This is a genomic window from Vreelandella zhaodongensis, from assembly GCF_013415115.1.
GTDB classification, from domain to species: Bacteria; Pseudomonadota; Gammaproteobacteria; order Pseudomonadales; family Halomonadaceae; genus Vreelandella; species Vreelandella zhaodongensis.
Genome location: NZ_JACCDD010000003.1, coordinates 282,250 through 297,524 on the forward strand (window position 1 = coordinate 282,250; position 15,275 = coordinate 297,524).

The window sequence follows — 15,275 nt, forward strand, 5'->3', positions numbered from 1 at the left end:
TATGACACCTAAGCGCCGGGCGTAGGGGGAGCGCCAATATCCATTGCACGTTGGTAGGCGTCGGGCTCACCACTTTCGGGGAGCGTAAAGTTCACTTCATCTCCGGTTAACCACGCATTCACTTCTTCAATCGCTGCAACATCTAACAGCCCCGCCTGTTGGCGCAATGACAATAAATTCACCACGTAGTCATAGCGTGCTTCTGCGTAGTTGGCGATAGCGTTGTAAAGATTTTGCTCAGCGTTCAAAACATCCACGATGTTGCGTGTGCCCACCTCGTAACCGGCCCGGGTCGCCTCAAGGGCACTGCGATTAGAGACGATGGTCTGTTGGCGGGCTTCTACGGTTTCGACGTTATTACTCACCTGGGTATACAGTGAGCGCACCTGCTGGATGGTAGTACGGCGCTGAGACTCGAAGTCGTATTGGCTACTTTCAAGCTGGAAGGTACCTTGGCGAATACGAGCGCTGGTGCTGCCACCGGTATAAATAGGCAAGTTCGCCGAGACACCCACTTGACTTGACGTGTTGTAGCCACTGACCAGATCACTATCGCTGTCGGTATACCGGTAATTGGCAAACGCCTGCACCGTTGGCATACGTCCGGCACGAGCCAGCTCAACGCCAACGCGAGAAAGCTCGATACCTGCCTGCTGAGCCAACACTTGAGGGTTACGTTCTAGCGCCTGTTCTACCCAATAATTGCGGTCGGCGGGCGTAGGCAACGCAATCGGCATGTCGTCGCCTAGTGCATCAATACTCGGGTAGCGTTGGCCTGTAAGTTGCTCGAGCACTTCAAACGCCACTTGTAGATTACTTTCAGCCGCAATGCGATCTGCACGGGACTGGTCGAAACTTGCCCTAGCTTCTTCTACCGAGGTAATAGCGATGAGGCCTACCTCAAACTGTTCACGAGCTTGCTCTAACTGGCGGCCAATCGCACGCTCTTGGGCAAGGCGAGCCTCCAATACTTCATGAGCACGAAGAATATCAAAGTAAGCGCTCGCAACATCGATTAGCAATTGCTGTTCGGTGGCTGCCAACACATACACTTGCTGGTCAATCTGACGCTCCGCCTGATTAACTTCTTGCTGCGTGACCGCGTTGAATAGCGCTTGTGTCGCCTCAAGGGTCAACGAAGCGGTGTTAAAACTGTCATCGCCACCAACGCCCCCCGCACCTTCAGCCCCCCCGACACCAGCTCCCATCGGTCTTGCGGATGACTGACTCTCATATTGACGGTTATGGGCAACATTACCTGATGCATTCACCTGAGGCAGCAAACCACCACGTACAACATCACGACCCGCCTCAATACCGGAAAACTCAGCACGTGTAGAAGCCAATGCTGCGTTGTTATCGAGCGCATCTTGAGTGATTGTCACCAGATCAGCGGCCTGAGCAGGCACAATAAACGATGAGGTGAGCACTGCTAAGAGCAGGGGGCGAAAAGGGGCATTGACTGCCCAGTGTGCCAGTCGCATAGGATTGCCTCTAGGTGTCAACGAAATCAGCGCGGTTAACGCGCCATGATGAAAGAGTGGCATTATAGTTACATTCATGTATGTATGCCAGACTTGAACTTAGTCTAAATGTGTGGACAGTCTCGCTCTAAAAGCCTACTCACTTACCTTAGTTCAAAGCGCTATGGGTATGCAGTTTTTAGCGCTACATTTGCACCACGTGAACCTTGAGCCAATCGCGCTGTAGCTAATGTCATAACACGCTGACTGAAATGAGCACTCGAAACTCCCAACAAAATAAAATGGCAATTTCCTTCCTAAACAAGGAGTTAAAAAAGCGAAAAAACCAGCGCTACCGCCATTATTTCTCCCGCAGGTGCGGACATACAACGCTCTTCGACGCTGCGATACCCTGATAAAAATCACAGCAGATGATTAAGCAGTGGATAAAGCTTGCAATCATGTTGCTAGCTGGCCTGCTTGGCGCTCAATTCGGCTGAGCAACGCGACATCCAGCTAGTTTAATTTAAAAGGCAGTAAACGCCGTTCGCGCTTAATAACGAAATGGCCTTAGCAGGTAGTTAATGCGTCAACAGCGGCTATATCACCAACACTGAGTGACTGAGGCTTATCAGTGATGATCAATCCCAGCGTCTCTAGCAGGTCGCGCAAGATGACATCCATGACGCTCTCCACTTAAGCGGGGCATGTACCCTCTGTGTCTATCTCTAAACGGTACAAAGCAGAGCAGCATCTTTTCCGCATTATTTAATACTATGACGCTGAGCAAGCGTATCGCGATAACGCTGATAAATCGCCTCATAGGCAGTAACACGCTCAGCATCTGGGTCAGCAAGGGAAGCGGCATCCAGGTGCACCAAACGCTCACAGAGCGATGCCAAGGTAACGCCCTCCTGGTGTAAATCGCACCACGCCGCTTGAATGGCCGCACCTAATGCAGCAGCGTCGGTAATTTCTGGGCAAATTACCTGGGTATTAGTAATATCGGCCACCATTTGCCGCCAAACGGGGCTTTTGGCACCGCCGCCAATCAACCGAATTTGGCTTGTGTCGGCGGCTAGCTCGCCTAGTAGTTCCAGTCCATAACGCAGGCCAAAGGTAGCGCCTTCCATCACCCCTCGGCATAGGTTGGCCTGGGTCATATTAAGGCTTGTCAAGCCAAGAAAATCGCCAGTCGCATTGGGCAGCATCGGCACACGCTCGCCGTTAAAAAATGGCAGTACAATCACCCCGTCAGCGCCAATCGGGGCGCTTGCCACCTGCTCGCTGAAGGTAGCCAAATCCAGCCCGAACAACTCACGTACACGGGTAGTCGCAGAAGTAACGTTCATGGTGCAGATTAACGGCAGCCACCCCCCATGGCTGGCACAGAAGTTGGCCACCATGGCGCTGTTGCACACCACCGAATTAGGTGAGTAGGCGCACACTGTGCCAGAGGTACCTAAACTAAGCGTCACCAGCCCCTGAGTAATATTACCGGTGCCAATGGCGCCCATCATGTTGTCGCCGCCACCAGATGACACCACCACGTTATTGCTAAGCCCCAACTCTTGTGCCACAAGTGGGCGCACTCGCCCGGCCGGCTCGTGCGCCTGGATAAGACGAGGTAGCACACGCTCAGGGTCGAGTTCCGGCGCAATGGCTGCAAATACTTCTTTCTGCCAGCATTGGGCACGGGTATCGAAATAACCGGTGCCCGACGCATCTCCCGCCTCAGTGACACACTCGCCGGTCAGCCAGAAGTTAAGGTAGTCGTGGGGCAGTAGCAGAGTGGCTATACGCTGGTAGGCATCCGGGTGATTCTCGCGCAACCACGCTATTTTAGACGCGGTATAGCCAGTCTGTAACACTAGACCAAGCTTCTCCAGACAGCCCGTTTCGCCTCCAAGTCGGTCGACTAAATCGCTGTTTTGAGCACTGGTTTCGGTATCGCACCACAGTTTAGCGGGATACACCGGCACACCATCCGCATCCAGTGCCACCATGCCGTGCTGCTGTCCGGAAACGCCAACCCCCCGCACCTGCTTGGTATCAATGCCAGAACGCTCAATCGCTTGAAAAAAAGCCCCTTTGAGCGCTGCCAGCCACTCCGCGGGTGCCTGCTCTCGGCGGCCATGCTCTCCCTCTTCTAGGCTATGAGGACGACTGCCTTCCCCCAGGATCACACCACGCTCCACATCCACTACCACGACTTTAGTACTCTGCGTACCGCAATCTACTCCGATATACATCACACCGTTCCTTTGGACGCGACCAAAGCCTCAAGAGTAGCCCGAGCTCCTCGTTCATGCAGCGACGTCAATGTCTTTAAATAAGCGTGTAGAAAGCGAGGCTGATCAGCCAAGTCACCAAACAGCTCGCGGTTCTCAACAAACGCAGCGGGATACGTGCGGTTGCTGGCAGCAATGGCCATCAATGGCTCACGCAGACGGTCCACAATATCGATAGCCTCTCCCTGTTCATCGACGCCTTCAGCGTAACGTGCCCAACTGGCGACCACGGCGGCGCTGCGCTCAACCTCACCTCCCTGGGCAAGCTGCTGGCGAATGACTGGCACGAGCCACTTGGGAATGCGATCAGAGCTTTCAGCACATAGTCGTACCAGAGTGTCTTTAATTTGCGGGTTGGCGAAGCGTTCAATCAGGGTCAGCCGATAAGCTTCTAAATCCACCCCTGGCACTGGCGCCAGCGTAGGCGTGCCCTCTTCACGCATGTAGCTCAGCAAGAACTCGACAAACAGCGGGTCTTGGCACACTTCATGGGCGTAGCGGTAGCCTGCCAAATAGCCGAAGTAAGCGAGCGCCTGATGGCTAGCGTTGAGCAGTCGTAGCTTCATCAGCTCATAAGGCTCTACATCATCGACAAGCTGAACGCCTACTTTCTCGAACGCTGGGCGACCCAAAGGAAAGTGATCTTCCAGCACCCACTGGGTAAATGGCTCACATACCACTGGCCAAGCATCCTCAACATCAAACCGCTGGGCCAGCTCGTCGATATCCACGGGCGCTGTCACTGGCGTGATGCGATCCACCATGGCATTGGGAAACGCCACTTCGGCAGCTAGCCAGTCGCCAAGTCCCGCGCTGCGGGCACGGGCGTAGGCGCTGAACATGCGTTTGGCCACATCACCGTTGCCTTGAATATTGTCACAGGACATCACCGTAAAAGGTGCAATGCCCCGCGCGCGGCGACGAACCAGAGCTTCCACCACTAAACCAAAGCTGGAGGAAGGTTGCTCTGGGTGGGCGAGATCTTTCCGCACCTGTGGAGAATCCAGATTGAACTCTCCGGTCACCGGATGGAAGTTGTAGCCACCCTCCGTCACGGTGAGCGACACAATCTTGATGGCGGGATCAGCCATTTTTTCGATCACTGCTTCAGGGTCTGTCGGAGCAAACAAGTAATCCACCATACTGCCGATCACACGGGGCTGATACTCGCCGTCGGGGTGCTTCACCACGAGCGTATAGAGGTAGTCTTGCGCCGCAAGAGCCTGCTGCATGCGCTTATCACCTGGCATTACGCCCACGCCCACAATGCCCCATTCAAACGCCTCCCCCTGGTTCATTAGCGCGTCAAGGTACATCGCTTGATGGGCACGATGAAAACCACCGACGCCAATATGCACGATGCCTGGCGTCACGGACTGCCGATCATAAGAAGGCGTCTCAACCGCCGCGCTAAGGGCACCCATGTTGTGATTATTAAGCAGGGTCATCGTCACTCTCCGGGTCATTGGTTAGGAACGCCGCGACCTAGCGCCAGCGCTGGTCAGGTGGCACGCTGCCGTTTTTTACCAGTTCAGCGTTAAGCATGTCTTTTTGATGAGCTCGCTCGAGGGCACCGATATGATCTTGGCCCATGCAGAGCCAGCGACTCACCAACCGCTCAACCAGCACGGTATCGTCCACATCGATAAACAGAGTCCAGTCGAACAGCTTGTGCAGCGCCCGCCAGGGTTCTTGATCCAGCAGCAAGTAATTACCTTCTACAATCACAATGCGGTGCGCTGGAGTAATCAACCGCCCTCCGGCTCGAGCGAGATCCAGCGGTCGGTCAAACACAGGCACCGCTACCGGTTGATCACCGCGACGAATGCGCACTAAATCATGATGTAAGCCACCCACATCGAAAGTGTGCGGCGCACCTTTCAACGGCAGTTGCTCATCACCCAACACGGCGTTATCGAAGTGGTAGCCATCCATCGGAACCACGGCTGCCTGCCCTGGCCTCTGCCGATTAATCGCATCGCATAACAGCGCGCTGCGATAAGACTTTCCTGCCCCAGGTGGTCCCGCCAGGGCAACCATAAAGCGTGCTTTGCCTTCGGCGGCATCCAATAGCTGGTGACTTAACGAAACAAGGCTAGGGATCATAGGTGTCTCAACTCATCCAGTTGCCACCATCAACGTTGAGCGTCTGGGCAACGACGTAGTCACTATCCTGACTCGCAAGAAACACGGCCGCCCCAGTGTGGTCTTCCGGCAATCCCATACGCCCAAAGGGCACAGATTCGCCAACCAAACGCTTTTTTTCGCCCAGCGGGCGGTTCTCGTAGCGCGCAAACAGTGCATCGACTTCTTCCCACATCGGCGTATCCACTACGCCCGGTGCAATGCCGTTCACGTTGATACGGTGCTTGATCAAATCCAGTCCGCAGGATTGGGTCAAGCTAATCACAGCAGCTTTACTAGCACAGTAAACGCTGACGAGTGGTTCGCCTCGTCGGCCTGCCTGAGACGACATATTAATAATTTTACCCCCTTGGCCTTGTGCCACCATGGCACGAGCCACTGTCTGCAGGGTGAAAAATAGCCCTTTGGTATTCACCGCAAACTGCTTGTCAAAGCTTGCCTCTGTCACCTCGAGCACCGGTGCCATATCAAACACTGCGGCGTTATTGACTAAAATATCGATCCCGCCAAATCGCTCGGTAACGCACTCCACCATGGCGTTGATAGAGGCTTGGTCGCACACGTTCAGCACGACACCCATCACGCGCTCGGCGCTAGCGTCTTGTTGCAGCGTGGCGAGCGCATCGTCAATGGCGTGGGCATCGATGTCGGCTACAATGACATTCGCCCCTTCGGCGAGGTAGCGCTGAGCAATGGCTAAACCGATACCACGGGCACCGCCTGTGATGACGGCGCGTTTATTGAGCAGTTTCATTGTTATCTTGTCCTTGCAAATGGGATTGCCACTCGTCCACTAAGGCGTGAAGTCCGCGCATGTGGGGCAAAATTCGCCAAGCGCCCGCCGCTAGTAGCCGTGAGGGCTGCTGTTCATCAATGTGACTTGCCCCCACAAAACCAATCACTCGCATGCCTGCAGCATAAGCAGCGGTCACCCCTGCCACGCTATCCTCTACCACCAAACAGCGGCTGGGCGAGCAGCCAAGAGCGTTGGCCGCCAAGTGATAAATAGCGGGGTTTGGTTTTGGATTTTCAACCTGCTCGGCGGTAAAAATCAGCACATCGCCTAGTGCGCCGTCCAGTTGGGTGGTGGCGAGCGATGCCAGTACACGGCAGCGACGGCTGTTCGACACCACGGCCTTGGGCAAATCGATCTCGCTGATGGCTGCGTGTACCCCCGCAATGGCGGTTAACTCCCGCGCCAAGCGCGCCTCAATGGCGTTATCGACCAGTTCAGCAGCATTGGGCGGCAGTTGGTGACGGCTTAACTGTTCCAGGTGCTGGAGGATGTTGGCCGTCGTCATTCCTAGGGCTTGGCTAAGCAACGCTGGGATATCCAGATCCGGCAGCCACTGCTTAAGGTGGGTTTCCAGAGTCCCTTCAGCGAGTGCTTCACTATCCACCAGGACACCGTCGCAATCAAAAATCAGCGCTCTCATACCTGCTCCCCTGGGGAGGCAGATTCCGTAGCTGCGCGATTATCTTGACGAGTCAGCCTCGCTAACGGGTGCTGCTGCAGGCTAGTTAGGGCTAGCCCGCCTGCGTCAAACAGATGAGCGCGCTCGGGGGCAAAGCCGAAGCGCACGGTATCATTGACCCGGTAGGCCACATCGCCATCAGCCATGATAGTGATCAGCTCATCGTCCATTTGAACGTAGAGCGAGGTTTGACCGCCGAGGCGCTCAAGCACTTTGATCTGCCCACTCAGCGGCCCCTGTTCATCAAGCACTAAGTGTTCTGGGCGAACACCCAGCTCAAGAGTGGCGTTAGCATCCAAGTGCACACCGTCGACCGGCACACTGCGCTCACCGCCACCGGGCAGACGAATCTCTACGCCTTCAGGCGTTACACCGGTCAACGTCACCGGTAGAAAATTCATCTTAGGTGAACCAATAAAGCCCGCCACAAAGCGATTGCGCGGATGGTGGTAGAGCGCCATTGGCGAGCCCACCTGCTCCACCACGCCATCATGTAGCACAACGATTTTATCGGCCATGGTCATGGCCTCTATCTGATCGTGGGTGACATAAATCATCGTGGCGTCCAGCTCTTCATGAAGCCGTGCCAGCTCAATACGCATCTGTACCCGCAGCGCCGCATCCAGATTGGAGAGCGGCTCATCAAACAGAAAGATACTTGGGTTGCGCACAATCGCCCGGCCAATCGCCACCCGTTGGCGCTGGCCGCCTGAAAGTGCTTTGGGCTTGCGATCCAGTAGCGGTTCAAGCTGTAGAATTTTAGCGGCTTCTAACACTTTGGCGCGGCGCTCCTCTTTAGGTACTCCAGCCAAGCGCATGCTGAAACCCATGTTGGCCTCAACGGTCATGTGCGGGTAAAGCGCATAGCTCTGAAACACCATGGCCAAGCCCCGGTCGGCGGGGCCCACATCGTTTATTCGCTTACCATCGATCAGAATATCGCCGTCGCTTGCACTCTCCAAACCCGCAATCATGCGCATTAGCGTGGATTTACCACAGCCCGACGGGCCAACAAACACCACGAACTCGCGGTCATTCACTTCGAGATCAATACCTTTGATGACCTTGGTGTCGCCAAACTGTTTGATAATGTTCTTCAGTTGTAAGGTTGCCATGGGGAACTCCTTTACTTGACGGCGCCAAAGGTCAGGCCGCGCACCATTTGTTTTTGGGTCATCCAACCGAAGATCAGGATGGGGGCGATTGCCATGGTGGAAGCTGCCGAAAGCTTGGCCCAGAATAGCCCTTCAGGGCTTGAGAAGGAGGCAATATAGGCGGTCAATGGTGCCGCTTTCGACGAGGTTAAGTTGAGGCTCCAGAATGCTTCGTTCCAGCTCAGAATCACCGAGAGCAGCCCGGTAGAAGCGATGCCTGGCAGTGTTAGTGGCAGCAGCAGGAAAAACACCTCCTGCAGGGTGGAAGCGCCGTCCATCCTGCCGGCTTCCAGAATGTCTTTGGGCATATCTTTAAAGAAGGTGTAGAGCATCCACACCACAATAGGTAGGTTCATCAAGGTGTAAATAATGATCAGACCAGTGCGGGTATCCAACAACCCCACGTCTCGGAAAATCAAATAGATAGGCACCAAAACACCCACAGGTGGCAGCATTTTGGTAGACAGCATCCAGAGCAGCGTGCCCTTGGTGCGCTTAGTGGGCAAAAAGGCCATGGCATACGCCGATGGAATGGCAATCAGTAGTGCTAAAAAGGTGGAGCCAAACGCCACGACTACGCTATTTAGCGCAAAACGGGCATAGCCCGAGCGTGCATGAACGGCTTGATAGCTCTCAAGTGTGGGGGAAAAGAGAAAGCTTGGATCTGCAATGGCTGCCGTTTCAGTTTTAAACCCAGTCAGCACCATCCACAGGATGGGGAAAAAGATAATCAGGGCAATCGACCAGCCCACTAGGGTTAAGACCAGTTGCCTGATGGGCAACGAGCGAGCGTTAGCTGGCGCGACGCTATTACGATGAAGTGTCATTGAAATGCTCCCAAGACGCCCTGTCACCGGGGTTAGTCTTCTAAGTTCTTAGCGACCATACGGACAAGGAAAATCGCGACGATATTGGCGAGAATGATGGCGACCACCCCACCCGCTGAGGCCAAGCCCACATCGAAATCCAGCAGCGCTTGGATATAGATCAAATAGGCTAAGTTAGTGGTCGCGAGTCCCGGTCCGCCGGAGGTGGTGACAAAAATCTCAGCAAAAATCGTCAGCAAGAAGATCATTTCAATCATGATCACCACGCTAATGGCACGCTTTAGGTGTGGTAGCGTAATGAAGAAGAAAATAGCCAGTGGTCCAGCACCATCCATGCGTGCTGCTTCCACTTGGTCTTCATCAAGCGACTGCATGGCGGTGAGCAGGATCAGTAGCGCAAACGGCAGCCACTGCCACGACACTATAATGATGATGGAGGTCAGCGGTAGCGATGAGAACCAGTCCAACGCTGGCAGCCCTAGTGACTGCGACAGCCACGCTAACACCCCATTAGAGGGGTGCATCATCATGTTTTTCCATACCAGGGCGCTCACCGTTGGCATGACAAAGAAGGGAGAAATCGCCAGTACGCGGGCAATGCCACGCCCAGCAAACTCTTGCTGGAAAAGCACCGCGAGCAGCGTGCCACCCACCACAGTAATCACCAGCACCGAGCCTACCAACAACAGGGTGGTGCTCATCGCTGACCACAAAGCGGGATCAGTCAGCAAGTATTCATAGTTTTCCCAACCGGCAAAGCCGGTCATCTCTGGCATGAGCAAGTTATAGCGCTGAAAAGAGAACCAGACCGTCATGCCCAGGGGCACGATCATCCAGAGCAGCAGCAGCGTTACCGCGGGCGCTTGAAGCGAAAGCGTTCTTAGCCCGCCGACCGTTCGGCCGGAAGCACGTGTTCTATTCATGGAAATACCTGCAAGAAAACAGACCTGCTAGAACCACTGAAATACGCCTGCCCATGGCTGGGCAGACGCAAGAGTGTATTAACGCTCGATGTAGCCAGCCCGCTGCATAGTGCGCTCGGTGGCTCGCTGAGCACTATCAAGCGCTTGCGCTACCGTGGTGTCACCGGTCAGGGCAGCGGCAATCGTTTGGCCCACTTGTGTACCAATCGACTGAAACTCTGGAATACCAACAAACTGAACACCGATATAGGGGGTTGGCTCTAGGCTGGAGTCGGTAGGATCAGCTTCCTGTATGGCGTTAAGCACAAAATCGGCAAATGGTGCGGCATCAACGTACTGCTCGTTGGCATAGGTGGACTCACGAGTACCTGGCGGTACGCTTGTCCAACCGTTCGTTTCACCGACAAGTTCAATGTACTCCCGTGAAGTCGCCCAGGTAATGAACTCCTGTGCCGCCTCTTTATGCTCAGAGGAAGCGGGTATCGCCAACGCCCAGGACCACAACCAGTGAGAGCCTTTAGGAGTTTCCGCGATAGGTGCTGGCGCAAAGCCTAGCGTATCTGCTACGTCCGACTCGCTCTCATCGAAGAGTTTGCCTGCCGCCGAGGTGGCATCAACCCACATGGCGCAGTTCCCCCGAGAGAAGAGCACCAAGTTTTCGTTAAAGCCATTGGAGCTGGCACCAGGCGGCCCATAGTTGCTTAGCAGGTCAACATAGAATGTAATCGCGTTGTTCCAGGCCTCGGAGTTGAGCTCCGGATTCCACTGCTCATCAAACCAGCGGCCGCCAAAGGTGTTTACCAGCGTCGAGACAAAGGCCATGTTTTCGCCCCAGCCCGGCTTACCGCGCAAGCAAATACCTGCCAGGTTCTCTTCGGTACCGTGTAGCTGCTCGGCCCAGCCACGCACCTGCTCCCAGGTGGGCTGCTCAGGCATCTCGATGCCAGCCTGCTCAAACAGATCGGTGCGGTAGTACATCATGGAGCTTTCCGCATAGAACGGCAGGGCATACATCGTGCCATCCAAGCTTAGGCCATCGCGTACCGATACCAGCAAATCATCTGCTTCATAGTCATCGGGCAAGTTTTCCAGCGGTTCAAGCCAGCCACGCTCTGCCCAGATGGGCACTTCGTAGGTGCCGATGGTCATCACGTCGAACTGCCCACCGCCGGTGGCAATGTCCGTGGTCATACGCTGACGCAGCACGTTCTCCTCAAGTACCACCCAGTCCAGAGTGATATCTGGGTGCGCTTGCTCAAAGGCATCGGTCAGGCTCTGCATGATGACCATGTCGTTATTGTTTACCGTGGCAACGGTGATCGCTGTTTGAGCGTGGGCTTGGCCAGCTACCGCAATGGCAGCCACTAGGGTCGTAACGGGAAAATGACGTGCAATATGCATACAGCTTTCCTCTTGGCAATTATTGGCATTGTTTTTATAAGCACGGTTGTTACTGGAACTGTAGTTATTAGAACTGTGGTGATTGGCATCGCCGCAAAATTGATCTAATTGATCATCGAACGATCAAATGATCGTACGAAAGGCAAAAAAAAGCAAAGCCTACTTTTTTAAACTTTACGCTAATTCATTCAGCTATTTGCATATTGCACTGCGTCATGCATCATCGAGTAATAGCATCAACAATATGTCTTGCTGCAGTTTCGTCCGTTATTAATCCTTTTAACCAGCCTCCTCGCAATGCTGCCAGAATTGCTGGAGCTTTATCGCGCCCACCCGCTATTGCCACCATAAGGTGATTCACGAAACGTTCTAGAGGCAAACTGGTTACTCGCCTTGTTATGGAGCAATCAATCACCTCTCCGCGATCATTAAGCGGCCAGCCTAGCAACTCACCAACTGCTTTAAGGCTTAATAGCTCATCTAGCTCACTTTCGCTGATGAAGTGGTCTTGAAACAGCGTGGCTTGGCGATCGATTCTGCCGACTCCAATAAAGGCAGCCTCAGACTCCCTCGCCACATCAGCAATCGCTTTAAACAGGCGCTGTGTCAGCATGGTCTCTTTTTCGACTAACGACTCCGCTACCACGGGTGCAGGTAGTAAAAATCGCTCGCCGTCCGTTTTATCTGCCAGCAACATGACCGCATCATAACGGTTAGCCGAACCATCCCTGGCAACATTACCCACCAAAGAGACAAAACGATGCTGGGGCCGTTCAATACGACTAAGCGCCTCAACCGCAGCTCGCACCGAGCGTCCAGTCCCCAAAGACAGCGTTAACGGCTCGCTGCGTTCCACCAACCGCGCCATCCTTTCAGCACCTGCAACCGCTAGATAATACGCAGCGCTTTCAGATGCCTGGCTATCGGCGGGCACAACATCGCAATACGCCAAGCCGAAATGATCGCGAAGCACGCTGCCTAATGTCATACAGGTAGAAATAGGGTGGTCAATATGAACCTTTACCAACCCTTCTTGCCTGGCAAGCGCTAACAGACGCTGGACACCGGGTCGAGAAACTCCTAATTGGTTGGCAATTTCATCCTGAGTCATGCCGCCGACATAAGCCATCCAAGCGGCTCTGGCCGCCTGATCAAGCTTCACCTCAAACTTATCCATTGACTCGCTCACTGCCCTATAATTTGAAATATTGGCGCACAACGCCTTCACTGGGGCTCTTGCGCCATCGTTTATTAATAAGGATAAAGATGACTATGTACAAGCTTGCTTTTTTTGTTCCCATCGAAAATGCCGAGAGTGTAAAGGAAGCAGTCTTTGAAACAGGTGCTGGCCGAATTGGCGATTACGAAGCCTGCTGTTTTCAAACCCGCGGCACCGGCCAGTTCCGCCCCTTGGAGGGTGCGCAACCACATCTTGGTCACGTCGGATCACTTGAAATCGTCGAAGAAGTAAAAGTTGAGCTTGTCTGTCAAAATGAGCACATTCAAGCAGCCATTGCGGCTCTGAAATTAGCCCACCCCTATGAAGAGGTGGCCTACGATGTTTGGCAACTGGCCGATCTGTAATTCGGCGATGCCCTAACAGAGCATCTCACTAACAGAGCCTAGGCACTGCCAAAATAACGCTCTCTATCGTCAGGGGTAATTGAACTGGTGTGTAGCGGGTAGTGAGCACTTTTACGGTCTTCATAAAAGTGCTGCAATGTACGCTCAATCGTTGGGAAGGCAAGCTCATCCCAGGGAATTTCATGCTCTTCAAACAGCGCCACCTCTAAGCTTTCAGAGCCAGCACTAAAGCCACCGAGAAGCTCAGCACGAAAAATCATATAGACTTGATTGATATGAGGCAGGTCAATGAGCGTGTATAACCCCTCCAGTTTGACCTCTGCAAAGGCTTCTTCCCAAGTCTCCCGTGCGGCGGCCTGCTGAGTGGTTTCGGCATTTTCCATATAGCCAGCGGGTAGTGTCCAGTACCCTTTGCGGGGAGAAATTGCCCGCTTGCATAGCAATATTTTATCGCCAATCACCGGCAGCGTCCCTGCCACAATACGCGGGTTCTGATAATGAATAGTGCCACAGGCATCACATAAATAGCGCAAACGGTCATCGCCTTCAGGAACAGCAAAACGGACTTTTTCACCACACTGACTACAAAAATTCATCGCGTTTTCTCTACGGCTGATGGGGCAAGGCTCTGACGTACTTGACGTCAATCACCGCTGCTGGGTAAAAGAGAACAAAGCAAATGGATACCCTATGTTAGAGAAACTGCGTCAACAGCTGCAACAGCACTCGCCTCAACGGCTAGACCACATTGTGCTGCCAGAGGCCGCCGTGCTAATGCCCATTGTGGAGCGCTCATCACCGACACTGCTGTTTACAAGGCGGGCTAGCCATCTCACCACCCATAGTGGCCAGGTGGCATTTCCCGGTGGCAAACGCGAGGCCTGTGATGCGGATCTCTACGCCACCGCTCTGCGCGAGGCACAAGAAGAGATTGCGCTAGCGCCCTCGTTTGTACAACCCTTGGGAAGGTTATCAGACGTTATTTCACTACACGGCATCCGAGTAACCCCGTGGGTCGGTATCATTCCGCCAGATTTACCCCTGGTGGCAGATCCCTCTGAATTAGACACAATTTTTGAAGTACCTATCAGCCATTTTCTAGACGATAAGCGCACCCATACCGATGTAATTACGGTAGATGGCGTTGCTCACTATGTACCCAGCTACTATGTCGATGGTCACGTGATTTGGGGGCTTTCCGCAATGATGCTGGTAGAACTACTGGCTGAGGGTTTTGGTATGGCCATTGATCTCTACCAGCGCCCACCAGGGGCGTTACGCCACTACCCTGAAAGAAGCAGCCGCCTGTCGAAGGCAACGCATACGCCGAAGAGAACCATGAAATGATTGCCTCCGTAGCGCTTACCCCTCCCGCAATTAACCCTATTGCTCATATTGCGCTGGTTGATGCGCTCGTTGAGCAAGGCTGGTACGTGGGTAACAACGTGATAGACCTTGAACTTTGCCAAGCGCTGCACCGTGAGCTGCACCATATGGCCGAACACGATGTGCTGGATGAAGCGGGCATTGGCCGTGGCAAAGAACACCACCTTCGCAAAGACATTCGCGGCGATGCCATTCACTGGCTGGATAGGGAAAGCGAAGCGCAACGCCGCTACCTTGATGCCATGGCAGAACTCCAGCAGTCCCTCAACCAGGCGCTTTTCCTGGGGCTGTTTGAGTACGAGGCCCACTTTGCCCACTATCCACCGGGCGCGTTTTATCAACGCCACTTAGACAGTTTTCGAGGGCGAGCTAACCGGGTTATTTCAACCGTCGGTTACTTAAATCCTCAGTGGCCCACGGATGCCGGCGGAGAGATGGTCATTTATCACCCCGACACCCCTTCTCAGGAGGTCGCCCGCGTGGTTCCTGAAGCTGGCACATTCGCCTGTTTTTTATCCGAAACCATTCCCCATGAGGTGCTGCCCACTCAACAGCCACGTGCCAGTATTGCCGGCTGGTTTAGGCGCAATGCCTCGCTGGATGGCGTACTCGACCCGGCGCGCTGA

15 protein-coding genes are annotated in these 15,275 nt (G+C 54.1%); 3 read left to right on the forward strand and 12 right to left on the reverse strand.

The window, feature by feature from the left end:
• Positions 1–8: 8 nt before the first annotated feature.
• The 11 genes from HZS79_RS07775 to HZS79_RS07825 form a co-directional block, all read right to left on the reverse strand.
• Complete coding sequence (locus HZS79_RS07775; RefSeq protein WP_162219505.1) at positions 9–1,484, reverse strand: TolC family outer membrane protein; 1,476 nt, start codon at positions 1,482–1,484, stop codon at positions 9–11.
• A gap of 743 nt (positions 1,485–2,227) precedes the next feature.
• Positions 2,228–3,715 carry a xylulokinase gene (gene xylB, locus HZS79_RS07780; protein ID WP_162219494.1) on the reverse strand — a complete coding sequence of 496 codons (1,488 nt, stop codon included), beginning with the start codon at positions 3,713–3,715 and terminating at the stop codon, positions 2,228–2,230.
• Positions 3,715–5,202, reverse strand: coding sequence for a mannitol dehydrogenase family protein (locus HZS79_RS07785; protein WP_179927504.1), 1,488 nt, complete (start codon positions 5,200–5,202; stop codon positions 3,715–3,717). Before HZS79_RS07785 ends, xylB begins: the two co-directional genes overlap by 1 nt.
• Positions 5,203–5,239: 37 nt before the next feature.
• A complete protein-coding gene (locus HZS79_RS07790) occupies positions 5,240–5,860 on the reverse strand; it encodes a nucleoside/nucleotide kinase family protein (RefSeq protein ID WP_179927505.1) in 621 nt (206 codons plus the stop codon).
• Between the two features lie 7 nt (positions 5,861–5,867).
• A complete protein-coding gene (locus tag HZS79_RS07795; protein WP_179927506.1) occupies positions 5,868–6,653 on the reverse strand; it encodes an L-iditol 2-dehydrogenase in 786 nt (261 codons plus the stop codon).
• Complete coding sequence (locus tag HZS79_RS07800; protein WP_179927507.1) at positions 6,637–7,335, reverse strand: HAD family hydrolase; 699 nt, start codon at positions 7,333–7,335, stop codon at positions 6,637–6,639. Before HZS79_RS07800 ends, HZS79_RS07795 begins: the two co-directional genes overlap by 17 nt.
• Complete coding sequence (locus HZS79_RS07805; RefSeq protein ID WP_162219489.1) at positions 7,332–8,489, reverse strand: ABC transporter ATP-binding protein; 1,158 nt, start codon at positions 8,487–8,489, stop codon at positions 7,332–7,334. Before HZS79_RS07805 ends, HZS79_RS07800 begins: the two co-directional genes overlap by 4 nt.
• Before the next feature lie 11 nt (positions 8,490–8,500).
• Positions 8,501–9,355, reverse strand: a complete 855-nt coding sequence (locus tag HZS79_RS07810; RefSeq protein ID WP_162219488.1) for a carbohydrate ABC transporter permease — start codon at positions 9,353–9,355, stop codon at positions 8,501–8,503.
• A 32-nt stretch (positions 9,356–9,387) separates the two neighbouring features.
• On the reverse strand, positions 9,388–10,278 hold the full coding sequence (locus HZS79_RS07815; protein WP_179927508.1) for a carbohydrate ABC transporter permease: 891 nt from the start codon (positions 10,276–10,278) through the stop codon (positions 9,388–9,390).
• A 78-nt stretch (positions 10,279–10,356) separates the two neighbouring features.
• Complete coding sequence (locus HZS79_RS07820; RefSeq protein WP_179927509.1) at positions 10,357–11,679, reverse strand: ABC transporter substrate-binding protein; 1,323 nt, start codon at positions 11,677–11,679, stop codon at positions 10,357–10,359.
• A 220-nt stretch (positions 11,680–11,899) separates the two neighbouring features.
• Positions 11,900–12,868, reverse strand: coding sequence for a sugar-binding transcriptional regulator (locus tag HZS79_RS07825; protein WP_162219485.1), 969 nt, complete (start codon positions 12,866–12,868; stop codon positions 11,900–11,902).
• Between the two features lie 83 nt (positions 12,869–12,951).
• On the opposite strand from HZS79_RS07825, the gene HZS79_RS07830 reads away from it, so the two are divergent.
• Positions 12,952–13,263, forward strand: coding sequence for a YqfO family protein (locus HZS79_RS07830; protein ID WP_162219484.1), 312 nt, complete (start codon positions 12,952–12,954; stop codon positions 13,261–13,263).
• Between the two features lie 38 nt (positions 13,264–13,301).
• Here HZS79_RS07830 and HZS79_RS07835 read toward each other — a convergent pair whose 3' ends face one another.
• Complete coding sequence (locus HZS79_RS07835) at positions 13,302–13,859, reverse strand: NUDIX hydrolase (RefSeq protein ID WP_179927510.1); 558 nt, start codon at positions 13,857–13,859, stop codon at positions 13,302–13,304.
• A 94-nt stretch (positions 13,860–13,953) separates the two neighbouring features.
• Here HZS79_RS07835 and HZS79_RS07840 point away from each other — a divergent pair, with 94 nt between their 5' ends.
• Positions 13,954–14,610, forward strand: coding sequence for a CoA pyrophosphatase (locus tag HZS79_RS07840; protein ID WP_179927511.1), 657 nt, complete (start codon positions 13,954–13,956; stop codon positions 14,608–14,610).
• Positions 14,607–15,275, forward strand: coding sequence for a 2OG-Fe(II) oxygenase (locus HZS79_RS07845; protein WP_162219481.1), 669 nt, complete (start codon positions 14,607–14,609; stop codon positions 15,273–15,275). Before HZS79_RS07840 ends, HZS79_RS07845 begins: the two co-directional genes overlap by 4 nt.

What these genes read in the sequence shown, in the direction of transcription:
- HZS79_RS07775 (WP_162219505.1), bottom strand. Translation starts at nt 1,484, where the DNA reads ATGCGACTGGCACACTGGGCAGTCAATGCCCCTTTTCGCCCCCTGCTC.
- xylB (WP_162219494.1), bottom strand. Translation starts at nt 3,715, where the DNA reads ATGTATATCGGAGTAGATTGCGGTACGCAGAGTACTAAAGTCGTGGTA.
- HZS79_RS07785 (WP_179927504.1), bottom strand. Translation starts at nt 5,202, where the DNA reads ATGACCCTGCTTAATAATCACAACATGGGTGCCCTTAGCGCGGCGGTT.
- HZS79_RS07790 (WP_179927505.1), bottom strand. Translation starts at nt 5,860, where the DNA reads ATGATCCCTAGCCTTGTTTCGTTAAGTCACCAGCTATTGGATGCCGCC.
- HZS79_RS07795 (WP_179927506.1), bottom strand. Translation starts at nt 6,653, where the DNA reads ATGAAACTGCTCAATAAACGCGCCGTCATCACAGGCGGTGCCCGTGGT.
- HZS79_RS07800 (WP_179927507.1), bottom strand. Translation starts at nt 7,335, where the DNA reads ATGAGAGCGCTGATTTTTGATTGCGACGGTGTCCTGGTGGATAGTGAA.
- HZS79_RS07805 (WP_162219489.1), bottom strand. Translation starts at nt 8,489, where the DNA reads ATGGCAACCTTACAACTGAAGAACATTATCAAACAGTTTGGCGACACC.
- HZS79_RS07810 (WP_162219488.1), bottom strand. Translation starts at nt 9,355, where the DNA reads ATGACACTTCATCGTAATAGCGTCGCGCCAGCTAACGCTCGCTCGTTG.
- HZS79_RS07815 (WP_179927508.1), bottom strand. Translation starts at nt 10,278, where the DNA reads ATGAATAGAACACGTGCTTCCGGCCGAACGGTCGGCGGGCTAAGAACG.
- HZS79_RS07820 (WP_179927509.1), bottom strand. Translation starts at nt 11,679, where the DNA reads ATGCATATTGCACGTCATTTTCCCGTTACGACCCTAGTGGCTGCCATT.
- HZS79_RS07830 (WP_162219484.1), top strand. Translation starts at nt 12,952, where the DNA reads ATGTACAAGCTTGCTTTTTTTGTTCCCATCGAAAATGCCGAGAGTGTA.
- HZS79_RS07835 (WP_179927510.1), bottom strand. Translation starts at nt 13,859, where the DNA reads ATGAATTTTTGTAGTCAGTGTGGTGAAAAAGTCCGTTTTGCTGTTCCT.
- HZS79_RS07840 (WP_179927511.1), top strand. Translation starts at nt 13,954, where the DNA reads ATGTTAGAGAAACTGCGTCAACAGCTGCAACAGCACTCGCCTCAACGG.
- HZS79_RS07845 (WP_162219481.1), top strand. Translation starts at nt 14,607, where the DNA reads ATGATTGCCTCCGTAGCGCTTACCCCTCCCGCAATTAACCCTATTGCT.